Origin of the sequence: Streptomyces sp. NPDC055966 (assembly GCF_042269865.1) — a bacterium.
Lineage (GTDB): Bacteria > Actinomycetota > Actinomycetes > Streptomycetales > Streptomycetaceae > Streptomyces.
The window spans coordinates 122,916-138,176 of record NZ_JBHJYK010000010.1 but is presented as its reverse complement, the minus strand read 5'-3'; the positions used below and the strand labels follow the sequence as shown (position 1 = coordinate 138,176).

Annotated in this window: 15 protein-coding genes and 1 riboswitch; of the genes, 9 read left to right on the top strand and 6 right to left on the bottom strand. The window is 71.6% G+C overall.

The window, feature by feature from the left end; translation table 11 throughout:
- Positions 1–82 precede the first annotated feature (82 nt).
- The 3 genes from pyrH (at position 83) to ACFC8N_RS22325 (ending at position 2,716) form a co-directional block, all read left to right on the top strand.
- On the top strand, positions 83–841 hold the full coding sequence (pyrH, locus tag ACFC8N_RS22335; protein ID WP_071379606.1) for a UMP kinase: 759 nt from the start codon (positions 83–85) through the stop codon (positions 839–841).
- Between the two features lie 175 nt (positions 842–1,016).
- Positions 1,017–1,574, top strand: a complete 558-nt coding sequence (frr, locus tag ACFC8N_RS22330) for a ribosome recycling factor (RefSeq protein WP_071375743.1) — start codon at positions 1,017–1,019, stop codon at positions 1,572–1,574.
- Positions 1,574–2,716, top strand: coding sequence for a phosphatidate cytidylyltransferase (locus ACFC8N_RS22325; protein WP_356024520.1), 1,143 nt, complete (start codon positions 1,574–1,576; stop codon positions 2,714–2,716). The genes frr and ACFC8N_RS22325 overlap by 1 nt, the downstream gene beginning before the upstream one ends.
- Before the next feature lie 67 nt (positions 2,717–2,783).
- Here ACFC8N_RS22325 and ACFC8N_RS22320 read toward each other — a convergent pair whose 3' ends face one another.
- Positions 2,784–3,449: a YceI family protein gene (locus tag ACFC8N_RS22320; RefSeq protein ID WP_362821962.1), complete on the bottom strand. Its 666-nt coding sequence runs from the start codon at positions 3,447–3,449 to the stop codon at positions 2,784–2,786.
- A gap of 455 nt (positions 3,450–3,904) precedes the next feature.
- On the opposite strand from ACFC8N_RS22320, the gene ACFC8N_RS22315 reads away from it, so the two are divergent.
- The 6 genes from ACFC8N_RS22315 to ACFC8N_RS22290 all read left to right on the top strand — a co-directional run bounded on the left by ACFC8N_RS22315 (position 3,905) and on the right by ACFC8N_RS22290 (position 10,374).
- Entirely contained in the window at positions 3,905–4,111 is a 207-nt protein-coding gene (locus tag ACFC8N_RS22315) for a hypothetical protein (protein WP_356024516.1), read from the top strand.
- Between the two features lie 326 nt (positions 4,112–4,437).
- Positions 4,438–5,544 carry a 23S rRNA (adenine(2503)-C(2))-methyltransferase RlmN gene (rlmN, locus tag ACFC8N_RS22310; protein WP_356024514.1) on the top strand — a complete coding sequence of 369 codons (1,107 nt, stop codon included), beginning with the start codon at positions 4,438–4,440 and terminating at the stop codon, positions 5,542–5,544.
- 53 nt (positions 5,545–5,597) lie between these two features.
- A riboswitch (TPP riboswitch) is annotated at positions 5,598–5,706 on the top strand.
- Between the two features lie 68 nt (positions 5,707–5,774).
- Entirely contained in the window at positions 5,775–6,857 is a 1,083-nt protein-coding gene (locus tag ACFC8N_RS22305; protein ID WP_376289250.1) for a thiamine ABC transporter substrate binding subunit, read from the top strand.
- Positions 6,858–6,904: 47 nt separating this feature from the next.
- Positions 6,905–8,506 carry an ABC transporter permease gene (locus ACFC8N_RS22300; protein WP_376289436.1) on the top strand — a complete coding sequence of 534 codons (1,602 nt, stop codon included), beginning with the start codon at positions 6,905–6,907 and terminating at the stop codon, positions 8,504–8,506.
- Positions 8,507–8,526: 20 nt separating this feature from the next.
- Positions 8,527–9,549, top strand: a complete 1,023-nt coding sequence (locus ACFC8N_RS22295) for an ABC transporter ATP-binding protein (RefSeq protein ID WP_356024509.1) — start codon at positions 8,527–8,529, stop codon at positions 9,547–9,549.
- A gap of 24 nt (positions 9,550–9,573) precedes the next feature.
- Entirely contained in the window at positions 9,574–10,374 is an 801-nt protein-coding gene (locus ACFC8N_RS22290; RefSeq protein WP_356024507.1) for a maleylpyruvate isomerase family mycothiol-dependent enzyme, read from the top strand.
- Between the two features lie 84 nt (positions 10,375–10,458).
- Here the strand turns inward: ACFC8N_RS22290 and ACFC8N_RS22285 are convergent, their stop codons facing one another.
- From ACFC8N_RS22285 to ACFC8N_RS22265, 5 genes are all read right to left on the bottom strand, one after another.
- Positions 10,459–11,154, bottom strand: coding sequence for an LAETG motif-containing sortase-dependent surface protein (locus ACFC8N_RS22285; protein WP_356024505.1), 696 nt, complete (start codon positions 11,152–11,154; stop codon positions 10,459–10,461).
- Between the two features lie 162 nt (positions 11,155–11,316).
- Positions 11,317–12,441 (bottom strand): LOG family protein, encoded by a 1,125-nt coding sequence (locus tag ACFC8N_RS22280; RefSeq protein ID WP_356024503.1) that lies wholly within the window; start codon positions 12,439–12,441, stop codon positions 11,317–11,319.
- 38 nt (positions 12,442–12,479) lie between these two features.
- Positions 12,480–12,887 (bottom strand): VOC family protein, encoded by a 408-nt coding sequence (locus ACFC8N_RS22275; RefSeq protein WP_362821958.1) that lies wholly within the window; start codon positions 12,885–12,887, stop codon positions 12,480–12,482.
- 155 nt (positions 12,888–13,042) lie between these two features.
- Positions 13,043–14,374, bottom strand: coding sequence for a hypothetical protein (locus ACFC8N_RS22270; RefSeq protein WP_356024498.1), 1,332 nt, complete (start codon positions 14,372–14,374; stop codon positions 13,043–13,045).
- Positions 14,356–15,096, bottom strand: a complete 741-nt coding sequence (locus ACFC8N_RS22265) for an ABC transporter ATP-binding protein (RefSeq protein ID WP_376289246.1) — start codon at positions 15,094–15,096, stop codon at positions 14,356–14,358. The genes ACFC8N_RS22270 and ACFC8N_RS22265 overlap by 19 nt, the downstream gene beginning before the upstream one ends.
- Positions 15,097–15,261: the final 165 nt, after the last annotated feature.

Sequence of the window (15,261 nt, the reverse complement as noted above, 5' to 3'; positions counted from 1 at the left end):
TGCCGCGTATGGGAGCGAAAAGCGACCCCACCGGCAATGGCCTTCTTCGTATGTGCACCACGTGAAAGAGGCGGAATCTCCCATGACCACCAAGGCCCAGAAGAGCGACGACGGCAAAGTGCGCGGCCGGTTTCTGCTGAAGCTGTCCGGAGAGGCCTTCTCCGGCGGCGGGGGCCTGGGCGTGGACCCGGACGTGGTGCACAAGATCGCCCGCGAGATCGCGGCCGTCGTCCGGGACGGTGCCGAGATCGCGGTCGTCATCGGCGGCGGCAACTTCTTCCGCGGCGCCGAACTCCAGCAGCGCGGCATGGACCGGGCCCGCTCCGACTACATGGGAATGCTCGGCACGGTCATGAACTGCCTCGCCCTCCAGGACTTCCTGGAGAAGGAGGGCATCGACAGCCGGGTGCAGACCGCCATCACCATGGGCCAGGTCGCCGAGCCGTACATCCCGCTGCGCGCCGTGCGCCACCTGGAGAAGGGCCGTGTGGTCATCTTCGGCGCCGGTATGGGCATGCCGTACTTCTCCACCGACACCACCGCCGCCCAGCGCGCCCTGGAGATCGACGCCGAGGCGCTGCTCATGGGCAAGAACGGCGTGGACGGGGTCTACGACTCCGACCCGAAGCGGAATCCGGACGCCGTCAAGTTCGACGCCCTCGGCTACGGCGAGGTCATCACCCGCGACCTGAAGGTCGCCGACGCCACCGCCATCACGCTGTGCCGCGACAACAAACTTCCGATCCTGGTCTTCGAGCTGCTCGCGGAGGGCAATATCGCTCGGGCCGTCAAGGGTGAGAAGATCGGCACGCTGGTCGGCGACCAGGGCAGCCGGGACTGACCCGGCATCGATCCGGCCGGTGGTGCACGGCCCCGTGACGGGGCCGGCTGCCGGCCGGGGGATGGACAATGTCCTGCCGGTCGGGAACCGTGCAGGAAGAAGACGCGACGCAGCCGGCCGCCGCCCCGACGAGGAACCGCAGCCGGGCCTTACTCAAGACACGCAGGAGCAAGTGGTGATCGAAGAGACCCTCCTCGAGGCCGAGGAGAAGATGGAGAAGGCCGTCGTGGTCGCCAAGGAGGACTTCGCCGCGATCCGCACCGGCCGTGCGCACCCGGCGATGTTCAACAAGATCGTGGCCGACTACTACGGTGCCCTGACGCCGATCAACCAGCTGGCCTCGTTCTCCGTGCCGGAACCGCGCATGGCGGTCGTGACGCCGTTCGACAAGAGCGCGCTGCGCAACATCGAGCAGGCCATCCGCGACTCCGACCTGGGCGTCAACCCGAGCAACGACGGCAACATCATCCGAGTGGTGTTCCCCGAGCTGACCGAGGAGCGGCGCCGCGACTACATCAAGGTCGCCAAGGGCAAGGCGGAGGACTCCCGGGTGTCCATCCGCTCCGTGCGCCGCAAGGCCAAGGACACCATCGACAAGCTGATCAAGGACGGCGAGGTCGGCGAGGACGAGGGCCGTCGTGCTGAGAAGGAGCTGGACGACACCACGGCGAAGTACGTCGCCCAGGTGGACGAGCTCCTGAAGCACAAGGAAGCGGAACTGCTCGAAGTCTGATGAGCGACTCTTCCTGGGGGGCGCCGCGGGCGGCGGATCCGGCCGGCTACTGGGGGCCCACCGGGGGCGGGCCTGTCCAGGGAGCCGCCCCGGCGGGTCCCGCGTACGATGCGCCTCAGGCGCAGCACACTCGCCCCATGCCCATCGTGCCCGACGCACCCGCGTATGGCGGAGACCAGGACGACCGGGGGGCCGCTCGGCCGAGCGGCCCCCCGTTCCACAACGAGGTACGGCCCGAGCCCGCACCGGGTGGGTCCCTCTCGGCCGAGAACCAGAATCCGGAGCCCATGCCCGACGCCCCCCAGCCGGCGCCAGCGCCGCAGAAGAAGAGCGCGGGCCGTGACCTGAGCGCGGCCATAGGGGTCGGCGTCGGACTCGGTGTGGTGATCGTCGCGTCCCTGTTCGTGTACAAGGCCGTGTTCGTCGGCGTGGTCGCGGTCGCCGTGGTCGTGGGCCTGTGGGAGCTGACCAGCAGGCTGCGGGAGCGCAAGGAGATCAAGGCGCCGCTCGTGCCGCTCGCGGTGGGCGGTGCGGCGATGGTGGTCGCCGGGTACGTGCGCGGCGCCGAGGGCGCCTGGGTCGCCATGGCACTCACCGCGCTCGCGGTCCTGGTCTGGCGCATGACGGAACCGCCGGAGGGCTACCTCAAGGACGTCACGGCAGGCGTCTTCGCGGCGTTCTACGTGCCCTTCCTCGCCACGTTCGTGGCGATGATGCTGACGGCCGACGACGGCCCGTGGCGCGTCCTGACCTTCCTCCTGCTGACGGTCGTCAGCGACACCGGCGCCTATGCGGTCGGCTGGCGCTTCGGCAGGACGAAGCTGGCCCCGCGCATCAGCCCCGGCAAGACCCGCGAGGGCCTGCTGGGTGCGGTGGCCTTCGCGATGGTCGCGGGCGCGCTGTGCATGCAGTTCCTGATCGACGACGGCACCTGGTGGCAGGGCCTGCTGCTCGGCCTCGCGGTCGCGGGCAGCGCCACGCTGGGCGACCTCGGCGAGTCCATGATCAAGCGCGACCTGGGCATCAAGGACATGGGCACCTTGCTCCCGGGCCATGGCGGCATCATGGACCGCCTGGACTCCCTGCTGCCGACCGCGCCGGTGGTGTGGTTGTTGTTGGTGGTGTTCGTCGGGTCGGCGTGAGTCGGTGGCCGTACGCGGAAGTGCCCCCGCCCTGGACGCAGGGTGGGGGCACTTTGGTGTGGCGGGGTCAGGCTGCGCGGGTGGTGCGGATCGCCGCGATGTCGAACTGGAGGCGGACCGTCTCGCTCACCATGGACCCGCCCTGGGCGAGCCGGGCGTCGTAGGTCAGGCCCCAGTCGGAGCGGTTGATCGTGGTGGTGCCGTCGAAGCCGACCCGCTCGTCGCCGAACGCGTCGGTGACGTGGCCGATGTAGGTGAGGTCCAGCTCGATCGGACGGGTGGTGTCCTTGATCGTGAGGTCGCCGGTCATGCGGTAGACGTCCTTGCCCACGAGCCGCACGGTGGTGCTCGTGAACGTCATTCTCGGATGGGCCGCGGCGTCCAGGAACTGGCGGCCGACCAGATGGGCGTCCCGCTGCTCGACGCCGGTGTCGATGCTGGAGGTGTACAGCACGATGTCGGCCCGGGACCGGGACGGGTCGCGCCCGTCGAAGTACAGGCGGCTCTCGTACTGCGCGAACGCGCCGCGCACCGTGGTCACCATCGCGTGCCGTACGGAGAACCCGATCCTGCTGTGTGCGGGATCGATCAGCCACTCGCCGGTGAGAGCCGCCAGCTCGGGGTCGGGCAGTACGGCGGTGGCGGCGGCGCCGGCCACCGGTGACGCGGTCGCCCCGGGCGCGGCGGACGGCTGCGCGCGCCGGTGAAATGAATTGCGGCCGAAAAGGTTCATGGCGCCAGTTGTTACGGCACGGCAAAGGGCAGGACAAGGGCTGACCAGGAAACCCGACCGTTCGTCGGCAGAATTTCACACGCCGCCCGCCGCCCCCCCCGGTGCGGCCGTCAGCCTAGCGAGCCGAGGACGGCGCGACGCGTGCTGCGTCTTCCTCTCTGAGCCACCGCAAGGCTGCACGCGTGCCCTGGCCGTGCCCGAACCGGCGGCAAGACGTTCGGCCGGCGTCACAGGCCGGCGACCCTCCTTACCGGGGCGCCTCTCGCCGCCATGGGTGATCACGCCTGCCTGTGGCGTCGGACGGACGATCCGATGGTCGTCTTTCAACACTAATGCCCTGATTTTGGGTATTGACGTTATGTGTGAGGCATATGACGATAGGCGGAATCGCGAGCGCCGAACAGTCGCCTTGTGAACCGTGCGGCGCTCCCATCCCGGCTCGAAGGAGGGCGGCAATGAAGACGTTCCGGAGGTGCATCCCGGGCAAGAAATCGGTGGTGGCGGCAATGATCCTCGGAGTGATCGCCTTCGTCGCACCGACCGCGACCGCCGCCACCGAGAGCCCGAAGCCCCAGAGCCCCGCCTTCGACCGTTGCGTCCACAGCGCCGGTCCGGCCGGGCGCTACTTCTACCCGGGCTACGCCAACGTCCCCTGCATTTGAGTGGCGCATCGGACCAGGGCGGCTCATTCACGCTCGACTGAGCCCTCCTCCTGGTCGGACGGCCACGTATGCCGAGTGCTGCGGGGATCGCGCAGGAACCGGCCCGCTGACTGCTGACATGCTGGTCACCGGGCGTTTCGGCCGCTGGCGGGGTCGCTGACGTCAGCGTTCCCGCCGCTAGCGCCAGCGACTTCTCCGGGCCAGGAGCCGGGCCGTCTCTGGGCCGTCCGAGGGTGGCCAGCGATGACAAATGGCGACGGCCGACGATCACCGTACGCGTCATGGGCCGCAGGTCACGGAATTTGATCTGAGACACTGGTACAGCCATGCCTAAGCCCGGAGAACTCACTTTCGTCGCCCCGCGCGGAGCCAAGAAGCCGCCGCGGCATCTCGCCGACCTCACGCCCGCCGAGCGCAAGGACGCGGTGGCCGAGATCGGTGAGAAGCCGTTCCGCGCCAAGCAGCTCTCGCAGCACTACTTCGCGCGGTACGCGCACGACCCGGAGCAGTGGACGGACATCCCTGCCGGGTCGAGGGAGAAACTGCGCGACGCGCTGTTCCCGGAGCTGATGACCGTCGTCCGGCATCTGTCCACCGACCAGGGCACCACCCGCAAGACGCTGTGGCGCCTGTTCGACGGCACGCTGGTCGAGTCCGTGCTGATGCGCTACCCGGACCGGGTCACCATGTGCATCAGCTCGCAGGCGGGCTGCGGCATGAACTGCCCGTTCTGCGCCACCGGACAGGCGGGCCTGGACCGGAACCTGTCCACCGGCGAGATCGTCCACCAGATCGTCGACGGCATGCGCGCGCTGCGGGACGGGGAGGTGCCCGGCGGGCCTGCCCGGCTCTCCAACATCGTCTTCATGGGCATGGGGGAGCCGCTCGCCAACTACAAGAGGGTGGTCGGAGCCATTCGCGCGCTCACCGACCCGGCGCCGGACGGGCTCGGGCTCTCGCAGCGCGGCATCACCGTCTCGACCGTCGGGCTCGTGCCGGCCATCCACCGGTTCGCCGACGAGGGCTTCAAGTGCCGGCTCGCGATCTCCCTGCACGCTCCCGACGACGAGCTGCGCGACACCCTCGTCCCCGTGAACACGCGGTGGAAGGTGCGCGAGGTGCTGGACGCCGGGTTCGAGTACGTCGAGAAGAGCGGGCGCCGGCTGTCCATCGAGTACGCGCTGATCCGGGACATCAACGACCAGGCCTGGCGCGGTGACCGGCTCGGCCGGCTGCTGCGCGGCAAGCCCGTGCACGTCAACCTCATTCCGCTGAACCCGACGCCGGGCTCGAAGTGGACCGCCTCGCGGCCCGAGGACGAGAAGGCGTTCGTCGAAGCCATCGCGGCGCACGGCGTGCCCGTCACCGTCCGGGACACCCGGGGCCAGGAGATCGACGGAGCCTGTGGTCAGCTGGCGGCCACCGAGCGGTAATCTGGCCACCGTCACGCACATCTTCATATCGACATCTCCATATCGACACCTTCATATTCCGACAGGGGAGCGCCACAGCGCTGAGAGTGCGGCGGACAGGGCCGCAGACCCTCTGAACCTCGCCCAGGTCATTCTGGGTAGGAAGTTCGGTCATCACTCAAGCTGTTGCGCCCTGCCCAGCTCCCTGGGCAGGGCCGCGTTCTTCCTGGCCAACCCCAGGAGGACATCCAGTGCACAACAAGACCCTCGTGGCCACCGCGGTCGGCCTCGGCCTCGTCGCCATGTCGACGCTGACCGCGTGCGGATCCGCGGACACCAAGAGCGGTGCCGGCTCCAAGACCGTCACCCTCGTCAGCCACGACTCGTGGGCCGTCTCCAAGAGCGTGCTCCAGGACTTCGAGAAGAAGACCGGGTACAAGGTCAAGGTCCTCAAGGACGGCGACGCCGGGCAGGCCGTCAACAAGGCCGTCCTGACCAAGGACGACCCGCAGGGCGACGTCTTCTTCGGCGTCGACAACACCCTGCTCTCCCGCGCCCTCGACAACGGCCTCTTCCAGCCGTACCAGGCCAAGGGGCTCGACCAGGTCGGCGCCGCCTACCAGTTGGACAAGGACAAGCACCGGGTCACGCCGATCGACTACGGCGACATCTGCGTCAACTACGACAAGGCCTACTTCAGCGCGCACAAGCTGACCCCGCCGCAGTCCTTCGCCGACCTGGCCAAGCCCGCGTACAAGAACCTCCTGGTCACCGAGAACGCGGCCACCTCCTCGCCGGGCCTCGGCTTCCTGCTGGGCAGCGCCGCGCAGTTCGGCGACACCGGCTGGCAGGACTACTGGAAGAAGCTCAAGGCCAACGGCGTCAAGGTCGTCGACGGCTGGGAGCAGGCCTACTACCAGGAGTTCTCCGGCTCCTCCGAGGGCAAGAAGGCGGGCGGTGACCGGCCGCTGGTCGTGTCGTACGCCTCCTCCCCGCCCGCCGAGGTGATCTACGCCAAGAAGCGGCCCAGCACGGCACCGACCGGCGTGGCGAACGGCACCTGCTTCCGGCAGATCGAGTTCGCCGGGCTGCTGAGCAACGCCCACAACCCCAAGGGCGCCAAGGCGTTCATCGACTTCCTGGTCTCCAAGGAGTTCCAGGAGGACATGCCGCTGAACATGTACGTCTACCCGGTGCTGAAGGGCGCGAAGGTGCCCGCCGAGTTCACCGCGTACGGCCCGGCCGCCCAGCACCCCGAGACCATGGCCCCCGGCACGATCGCCGCCAACCGCGACCAGTGGGTCAAGGCGTGGACCTCGCTCGTACTGAAGTAGCCGGAACACGGCGGAGGACACGCGGGAACGTGACGCGGCTCGGGCTGATGGCCCTGCCCGTCGCGTTCTTCGCGCTGTTCTTCGCCTGGCCGGTCGCCGCGATCGTCGCGCGCGGGCTGAAGGCGGACGGCGCCTGGCGGTTCGGGCGGATCGCGGACGTGGTCACGCAGCCGGACATCCGGCACGTGCTGTGGTTCACCACCTGGCAGGCGCTCGCCTCCACCGCGCTCACCCTGCTCCTCGCGCTGCCCGCCGCCCATGTCTTCGCCCGGCTCGACTTCCCGGGCAAGCAGGTGCTGCGGGCCGTGGTCACCGTCCCGTTCGTGCTGCCGACGGTCGTCGCCGGCAGCGCCTTCCTCGCGCTCGTCGGGCACGGCGGGCTGCTGGACGACCTGTGGGGCGTACGGCTGGACACCACGGTGTGGGCGATCCTGCTGGCCCATGTCTTCTTCAACTACGCCGTCGTCGTACGGACCGTCGGCGGTCTGTGGGCCCAGCTCGACCCCCGGCAGGAGGAGGCCGCCCGCATGCTGGGCGCCTCCCCGTTCGGCGCCTGGCGCAAGGTCACCCTGCCCGCGCTCGCGCCCGCCGTGGCCGCCGCCGCGCTGATGGTGTTCCTGTTCACCTTCACCTCCTTCGGCGTCGTCCAGATCCTCGGCGGCCCCACCTTCTCCACCCTCGAAGTGGAGATCTACCGGCAGACCTCCGAGGTCTTCGACCTGTCCACGGCCGCGGTCCTCACCCTCCTGCAGTTCGCCGCCGTCGGCGCGATCCTCGCCGTGCACGCCTGGACCGTGCGGCGCCGGGAGACCGCGCTGCGGCTCGTCGCCCCCGAGACGACCGCCCGCCGGCCGCGCGGGAGCGGGCAGTGGGCACTGCTCGCCGGTGTCCTCGTCACCGTCGCGCTGCTCCTCGTGCTGCCGCTCGCCGTCCTCGTCCAGCGCTCCCTCGACGCCCCCGGCCTCGGTTACTACCGGGCCCTCACCAGCTCCGACGGCGGTACGTTCCTGGTGGCGCCCATCCACGCGGTGTGGACCTCGCTCCAGTACGCCGTCGCCGCCACCGCCATCGCCGTCGTGATCGGCGCTCTCGCCGCCGCCGCGCTCGCCCGCCGGGACGCCGGACGGCTGGTCCGGAGCTTCGACGCGCTGCTGATGCTGCCGCTCGGCGTCTCCGCCGTGACCGTCGGCTTCGGCTTCCTGATCGCCCTCGACAAGCCGCCGCTGGACCTGCGGCAGTCCTGGATCCTCGTCCCCCTCGCCCAGGCGCTGGTCGGCGCCCCCTTCGTCGTACGGACCATGCTGCCCGTGCTGCGCGCGGTGGACGGCCGGCTCCGGGAGGCCGCCGCCGTGCTCGGGGCCTCGCCGTGGCGGGTGTGGCGGGAGGTGGATCTGCCACTGGTGCGCAGGGCGCTGCTGGTCGCGGCCGGGTTCGCGTTCGCCGTCTCGCTCGGCGAGTTCGGGGCGACCGTGTTCATCGCCCGGCCCGACAACCCCACGCTCCCGGTCGCCGTGGCCCGGCTGCTGAGCCGCCCCGGCGATCTCAACTACGGCCAGGCGATGGCCCTTTCGACCATTCTGATGGTGGTGTGCGCCGTCGCGCTGCTGCTCCTGGAGCGGCTGCGCACCGACCGGACCGGGGAGTTCTAGATGCCGACGGGGGAGTTCTGATGCTGCTCAGCCTCGACGCCGCGACCGTGCGCTTCGGCGGGCGGGCGGTGCTGGACGCGGTCGGCCTCGACGTCGCCGAGCACGAGGTGGTGTGCGTCCTCGGGCCCAGCGGCAGCGGGAAGTCCACCCTGCTGCGGGCGGTCGCCGGGCTCCAGCCCCTGTCCGGCGGACGGATCCTGCTGGACGGCCGCGACCAGGCGGGCGTGCCCGCGCACAAGCGGGGCGTCGGCCTGATGTTCCAGGACCACCAGCTCTTCCCGCAGCGGGACGTCGGCGCGAACGTCGCCTTCGGGCCGCGCGTGCGCGGCGTCGCCAGGGGCGTACGGGACGCCGAGGTCGCGCAGTTGCTGGAGCTGGTCGGACTGCCCGGGGCGGCGCGGCGGGCCGTGGCCTCCCTGTCCGGCGGCGAGCAGCAGCGCGTGGCCCTCGCCCGCGCGCTCGCGCCCCGGCCCCGGCTGCTGATGCTGGACGAGCCGCTCGGCCAGCTCGACCGCTCGCTGCGCGAGCGGCTGGTGGTCGAACTGCGGGAACTGTTCGGCCGGTTGGGGACGACCGTGCTCGCCGTGACCCACGACCAGGGCGAGGCGTTCGCGCTGGCCGACCGGGTGGTGGTGATGCGCGACGGGCGGATCGCCCAGACCGGTACGCCCCTCGATGTCTGGCAGCGGCCCGCCGACGCGTTCGTGGCCCGCTTCCTCGGCTTCGACAACGTGGCCGAGGCGACCGTCGCCGGCGCGGCCGCCGACAGCCCGTGGGGCAAGCTCCCGGTGCCCGACGGCTCCCCGCAGGGCGCGCGCAGCGTGCTCGTCCGGCCCGCCGGTGTACGGCTCGTGGCGGCCGACGCGGGCCTGGCGTGCACGGTGACCGCCCGTACCTTCAAGGGCACCCATGTGGCCGTCCACCTCCAGCCGGGGGACGGGCAGCCGCGTCTGGAGGCCGCCTGCGCGCTGCGGGAGGCGCCCGCGGTCGGGGACACGGTCGGCGTGGAGTTCGACGTGGCCGAAATCGTGGTGATCGACTGAACGCCCACCTCTAGGGTGAGGGGCATGACTTTGCTCGCGCATGACCGTTACTGTGACGAAATCGCTCATCAGGTGGCGCAGTTGAGGGCCGTGGTCACCTCCGGCGCCGATCTGTCCGCGACCGTGCCGACCTGCCCGGACTGGTCGCTGGAGGACCTCGTACGCCATATGGGCGGCGCCCTGCGGTGGGTGGAGACGACCGTGCGCATCCGGGCGCAGGAGCGCGTTCCCCGCGACCAGGTGCCGCTCGGTGCCGGGCCCGAGGAACGGGGCGATGCGGCGGCACTCGACAAGTGGCTCGCGCAGACCGGTGAGCTGGTCGTCGCCACGCTGCGCGAGGCGGGCCCGGACACCGCGGTGTGGAGCTTCGTGCCGGGGAAGGCCGTCTCCGGGTTCTGGGCCCGCCGGATGACCCACGAGATCACCGTCCACCGCGCCGACGCGACCCTCGCCGCCGGGCTCGACTACGAACTGGCACCGGAGATCGCCGTCGACGCGATGGACGAGTGGCTGGACTTCGCCGTCTTCCTCCAGCAGGTCCGGGGCCGTGAAGAGGCCCTGCGCCTGGACGGCCCCATCCGCTCCATCCACCTCCACGCCACCGACGCCGATCCCGGCCTGAACGCCGAATGGCTGCTGGAGTTCGGCGCGGAGGGCGTGCGCTGGCGGCGCGGGCACGAGAAGGCCGCGGTCGCCCTGCGCGGCCCGCTCACCTCCGTGCTGCTCGCCTTCTACCGCCGACTGCCGCTGGACAGCCCCGAGTTGGAGGTGCTCGGCGAGCGGGAGCTGCTGGAGTTCTGGCTGCAGCGCGCGACCTTCGGCTGAGCGGAGGTCCCGGCGTACGACCGCGGCCCGTCCCCTGGCAAGGACCAGGGGGCGGGCCGCGGCGGCGGTGCGCAGGGGCGGGGGTCAGCCGTTGCCGCGCGCCCCGCGACGGCGCATGCCGAACCAGACCGCGCCACCGCCGACGACGACCAGCGCGCCCGCGACTCCGGCGATCAGGGGGGTGTTGGAGTTCGCACCGGTCTCGGCGAGGTTCGAGCTGCCGGCGGCCGGGGACGGCGCGTTGCTCGGGGCCGCGCTCGCCGGGGCGGAGCTGGAGGCGGAGTCCGACGGGGTGGGGGACGCCGACTGGGCCGGGGTGGACTTCGACGGCGACGGCTTCGGCGTCGTGGAGGCCGGCGGGGTCGGGGTGGAGCTCCCGGTCGCGCAGGCGGTGGACGGGGTGCTCAGCGCAGGCGTGATGTCCTGGTCGACGAAGGGGCTGGCCGTGACGTGGACGCGGTACGTCGCGTTCGGCTTCCAGTTCTCCTGGAAGGTGACCTCGGTGCCCTCGGCGGAGCCCTTGACCGGCTGCTCGCCGATCTGCTTCTCGACCCCGCCGTTGTTCGTGCGGAACACGGTGATGGTGGCGGGGGTACCGGAGGCGTCGTTGTCGGTCACGACGAGGACACCCTTGTTGCCGTCGCACTTGGCTTCGGCCTTGAACTCACGGATGTTGCACGCGGACGCGGTGCTGGACAGGCCCAGGACCACGGCGGCAGAGGCGGAGGCAACACCCAGGATGCGCACGGAACGGCGTGCGCTGCGGCGGGATATGGACACGTTTGTCCTTTACAGAGTGCACAACTGCGGGGGGTTGAGAGGGAGTTGCGGCGACGGATGAGGGAGACGCCCCAGCACCCCCAGGAGGCTCACAGGTCTATAAGCGCTCCGTAAGCAGTGTCAATGCATATGCCGTCAACGGCAGTTGGCTTTACCTTCTTATTAAACGCCGAGACGTTTGATCGCCTCCGGAGCCTGCTCGATCCGGTCAACGAGGGCGATACGGGACTCCATCGACCGGTCCGCGGCGAGCGAGCGCAGCAGCGGCCAGGCGGGCAACTCCCGTGTCCAGTGGGCCTCGTCCACCAGCACCATGGGCGCGGGCTCGCCGTGCGACTCGTAGTAGTTCGGCGTCGCGTTGTCGAAGATCTCCTGTACGGTCCCGGCGGCGCCCGGCAGGAAGACCACCCCGGCGGTGGAGCGGGCCAGCAGACCGTCCTCCCGGGTGGCGTTGGCGAAGTACTTCGCGATGTCCGAGGCGAAGGCGCCCGGCGGCTCATGGCCGTAGAACCAGGTGGGGATGCCGACGGAGGCGCCGCCCTTGGGCCAGCGGGCCCGCACCGCGAAGGCGGCGCGGGCCCAGTCGGTGACGGACGGCCGGAACGAGGGGACCGCGGCGAGGAGTTGGAGCGCCTCGTCCAGCATCGTGTCCTCGAAGGGGGCCGCGTACGCGCCGAGGTTCGCCGCCTCCATCGATCCCGGCCCGCCGCCGGTCGCGACGGTGAACCCGGCCCGGGCCAGCTCCCGGCCCAGCCGCGCGGCCCCCGCGTACCGGGCCGTGCCCCGGCCCGTCGCGTGCCCGCCCATGACGCCCACCACCCGCGCGCCGACGAGGAGTTCGTCCATGGCGTCGGACACGGCGTCGTCGTGGATCGCGCGCAGCATCGAGGCGAAGACGTCGCCGTCGGCCTTCGTGCGCCGGTACCAGGCGTAGGCGCGCGCGTCCGGCGTCGCCTCGTAGCCCTCCTCCAACGACTCGAACAGCTCGTCGGGCGTGTACGTGAAGGCGCGGTACGGGTCGAAGGGCAGACCCGGGACCGGCGGGAAGACCAGGGCTCCGGCCGACCGGACCCGGGCGGCGGCCCCGGGGTTCATCGCACAGCCGAGGAAGACGGCGCCGGCGGTGTCGAGGCTCACCAGGACGTCCGTACGGCCGGTCAGGTCGACGGCCTGGACGCGGTACCGGGCGAGGGTGCCCTGCTCGGCGACGACCTCGTCGAACTCGGCGAGTGACTCGATGCCCCGGCTGCGGGCGCCCCGCAGCGGCTGGGCGGGTGTCGGATCCACCCGCCCATGCTAGGCGCGTACGTCCGGGCGGAGTGGGCTCAGCCCTCGATCGCGGCGGGGTCCATCCAGATGACCTCCCAGGTGTGGCCGTCGAGGTCGTCGAAGGCCCGGCCGTACATGAAGCCCTGGTCCTGGGTCGGGCCGGTCTCCGTGCCGCCCGCGGCGATCGCCTTGTCCACCAGTTCGTCGACCTTCGCACGGCTCTCCGCGCTCAGACAGACCAGCACCTCGCTGGTCTTCGTGGCGTCGGCGATCTCCTTCTCGGTGAAGGTCGCGTAGAACGGCTTGGTGAGCAGCATCGCGACGATGGTGTCGCTGATCACCACGGAGGCCGCCTTCTCGTCGCTGAACTGGGGGTTGATCGAATAGCCCAGCTCGGTGAAGAACTTCTTCGAGGCGTCGAGGTCGTTCACGGGCAGGTTCACGAAGATCATCTGCTGGTACATGGGGTTTCTCTCCCGTGGTGTGCGTGCTGGGGTCAGCGTGTTCGAGAGGTAGACCGGGGGGCCGGCTCGAACTCATCGGCGATCGCGGAAGTCTTTCGGCGGATCTTCTCCGCAGTCTCCGCGTCCGCAGTCGCCGCGGTTTCCGCCGTCGCTGCTCAGCGGCCCACGGGCAGCGCCGCCAGGGCGGCGACGGCGAGGGTGAGCGGGCCGAACAGGGCCAGCAGGGCCGCCGCGCGCAGGGCCGCGGCCACGCGCAGCATCGTGGGCGGGGCGCCGAGCCGGAGCAGCGCGGCGGTCGTGTCGGACCGGCACTGGCGGGTCTCCACGGCCGCGGTGAGCAGGGTGGCGACCGTGCAGCCGGTGACGAGCAGCGCGCCGAGGCCGGCCAGAGGGCCGAACGCCGCCGCCGGGCCGGCGTACAGCGACGTCATGGCGTACCCGGCGGAGACGACCGCGCAGACGACGCCGAGGGGGCGGCCGATCCGGGTGGCCTCCGCCATGAGCACCCGGCCGGAGAGGAGCCGGAGGGCGCCGGGGCGGGTGCACTGGAGGAGCAGGCCGCACAGGTGGGTGAGGCCGGGGGCGGCGAGGACGAGACCGATGGCGATGAGGAGCCAGCCGCCGAGGACGGCGAGGTCCTGGCGGGCGGCGTAGGCGTGCATCGCGAGGCCGGCGGTGACGAGGGTGATGCCCCAGGGCAGACCGGCGGGGGCGTCCCGGGGAGGCGGGGGAGTGCCGTCGGCCCAGGTGGCTTCCGGCGCGGGGTCCGGGGCCGGGAGCTCGGGGCCGGCTTCGGATTCGGATGCGGTGGTGCCCGCTTCCGGGCCGGAGGCCGTCACGCTGGTGCCGCCGCCCGCGGCCTTGCGGCCCAGACGCGCGCCGAACCTGCCGTACGCCCCGAACGTCTCGCGGCCCCTCACCTCGCCGTACGCCCCGAAGCGGCCGAATCTGCGCGGTGCCGGGGTGGCGGGGCGCGGGTCCCGCGGGCGCAGGGACAGCGCCACCGTCACGGACGCCGTGACCGGGACCAGGGTCAGCAGGGTCAGGGCCGCCGGGACCGGGAAGGGCCGGCCGGCGGCCAGGAAGCCGGCCGCCGCGCCGTCGAAGGGCAGGCCCGTCAGGTCGCCGCGCAGATGGAGGAAGGCCAGCAGGGCGAGCAGCGAACCCAGCGTGCAGGACAGGGCCGTGGTCAGGGCGGAGACCGCCATGAGCCGGGCCGGGCCGAGGCCCGCCGCGGACAGTCCGGGGCGCTGCCGGGTGGCGGGGTCGGTGCGGGCGACGGCGAGGGCGAGGTACACCGTGGCGGCGAGCGGCACCGCGCACCAGACCAGGCGCAGCGTGGCGGCGTGGGCCGACTCCGGGTGGCCCAGGGCGTAGCCGAGGCAGGACAGCAGGAGGAACCCGGTGCCCGCGGTGGCCGTCGCCACCAGCAGGCGGCGCAGCTGGACGGCGGGCCGGGCCGCGCGGGTCAGACGGAGAGCGAGCACGCGGCCCGGCCTTCCGCCTGCGAGCTCGCCGGCAGGTACAGGGTCTGCACGCGCCGCCCGTCCAGCAGCGAGACCGTCCGGTCGGCGAGGGCAGCGATGTCGGGGTCGGTCGTGGCGAGGACGACGGTGATGCCGTGCGAGCGGGCGGCCGTGGTGAGCGTGCGCAGCACATGGGTGCGGTCGCCGCGGTGCAGCGGGGCCGTCGGTTCGTCGGCGAACAGCACCGTGGGGGCCGTGGCCAGCGCCCGGGCGATGGCGACGCGCTGGCGTTCGGCCTGCTGGAGCTGGTGCGGCCGGCAGCGGGACTTGTCGCCGACGTCGAGGCGCACCAGCCACTCCTGCGCGGCGACCTTGGCCCGGCGGCGGCCGGTGCCGCGCAGCATCAGGGGCAGGGCGGCGTTCTCCCAGGCGTTCAGCTCGGGGATCAGGACCGGGGCGGGGCCGATCCAGCCGAAGCGGTCCCGGCGCAGCCGTTCCCGGGCCATCGGGCCGAGGGTGTGCACGGGCACGCTGTTGAACCAGACCTCGCCGCCGCTCGCCGGCACCAGGCCGGACAGACAGGACAGCAGGGTCGACTTGCCGCTGCCGCGGGCGCCGGTGACGGCGAGGATCTCGCCCTCCCGCACCGCGAGCGAGACCCCGGCGAGCCCGGGGGAGCCGTCGGGGTGCCGGTAGTGCAGCGAGCGTGCCCAGAGCACGTCGTTGTCCGGTGGGGCCTCCATGGGCGTACACCTCGGTTCTGATCCGTTTTCCCGTTTGCCTCATCCCTCGTGTGGGGGAACGAAGGCTGGGCCGATCGGTCACTGGAACGCTAGGCAGCCGGTGCCGGGAGGCCGGACAGCACACGGCCCCGGGCCGCCGTTCCCACTCGAACGGACGGCACCGGG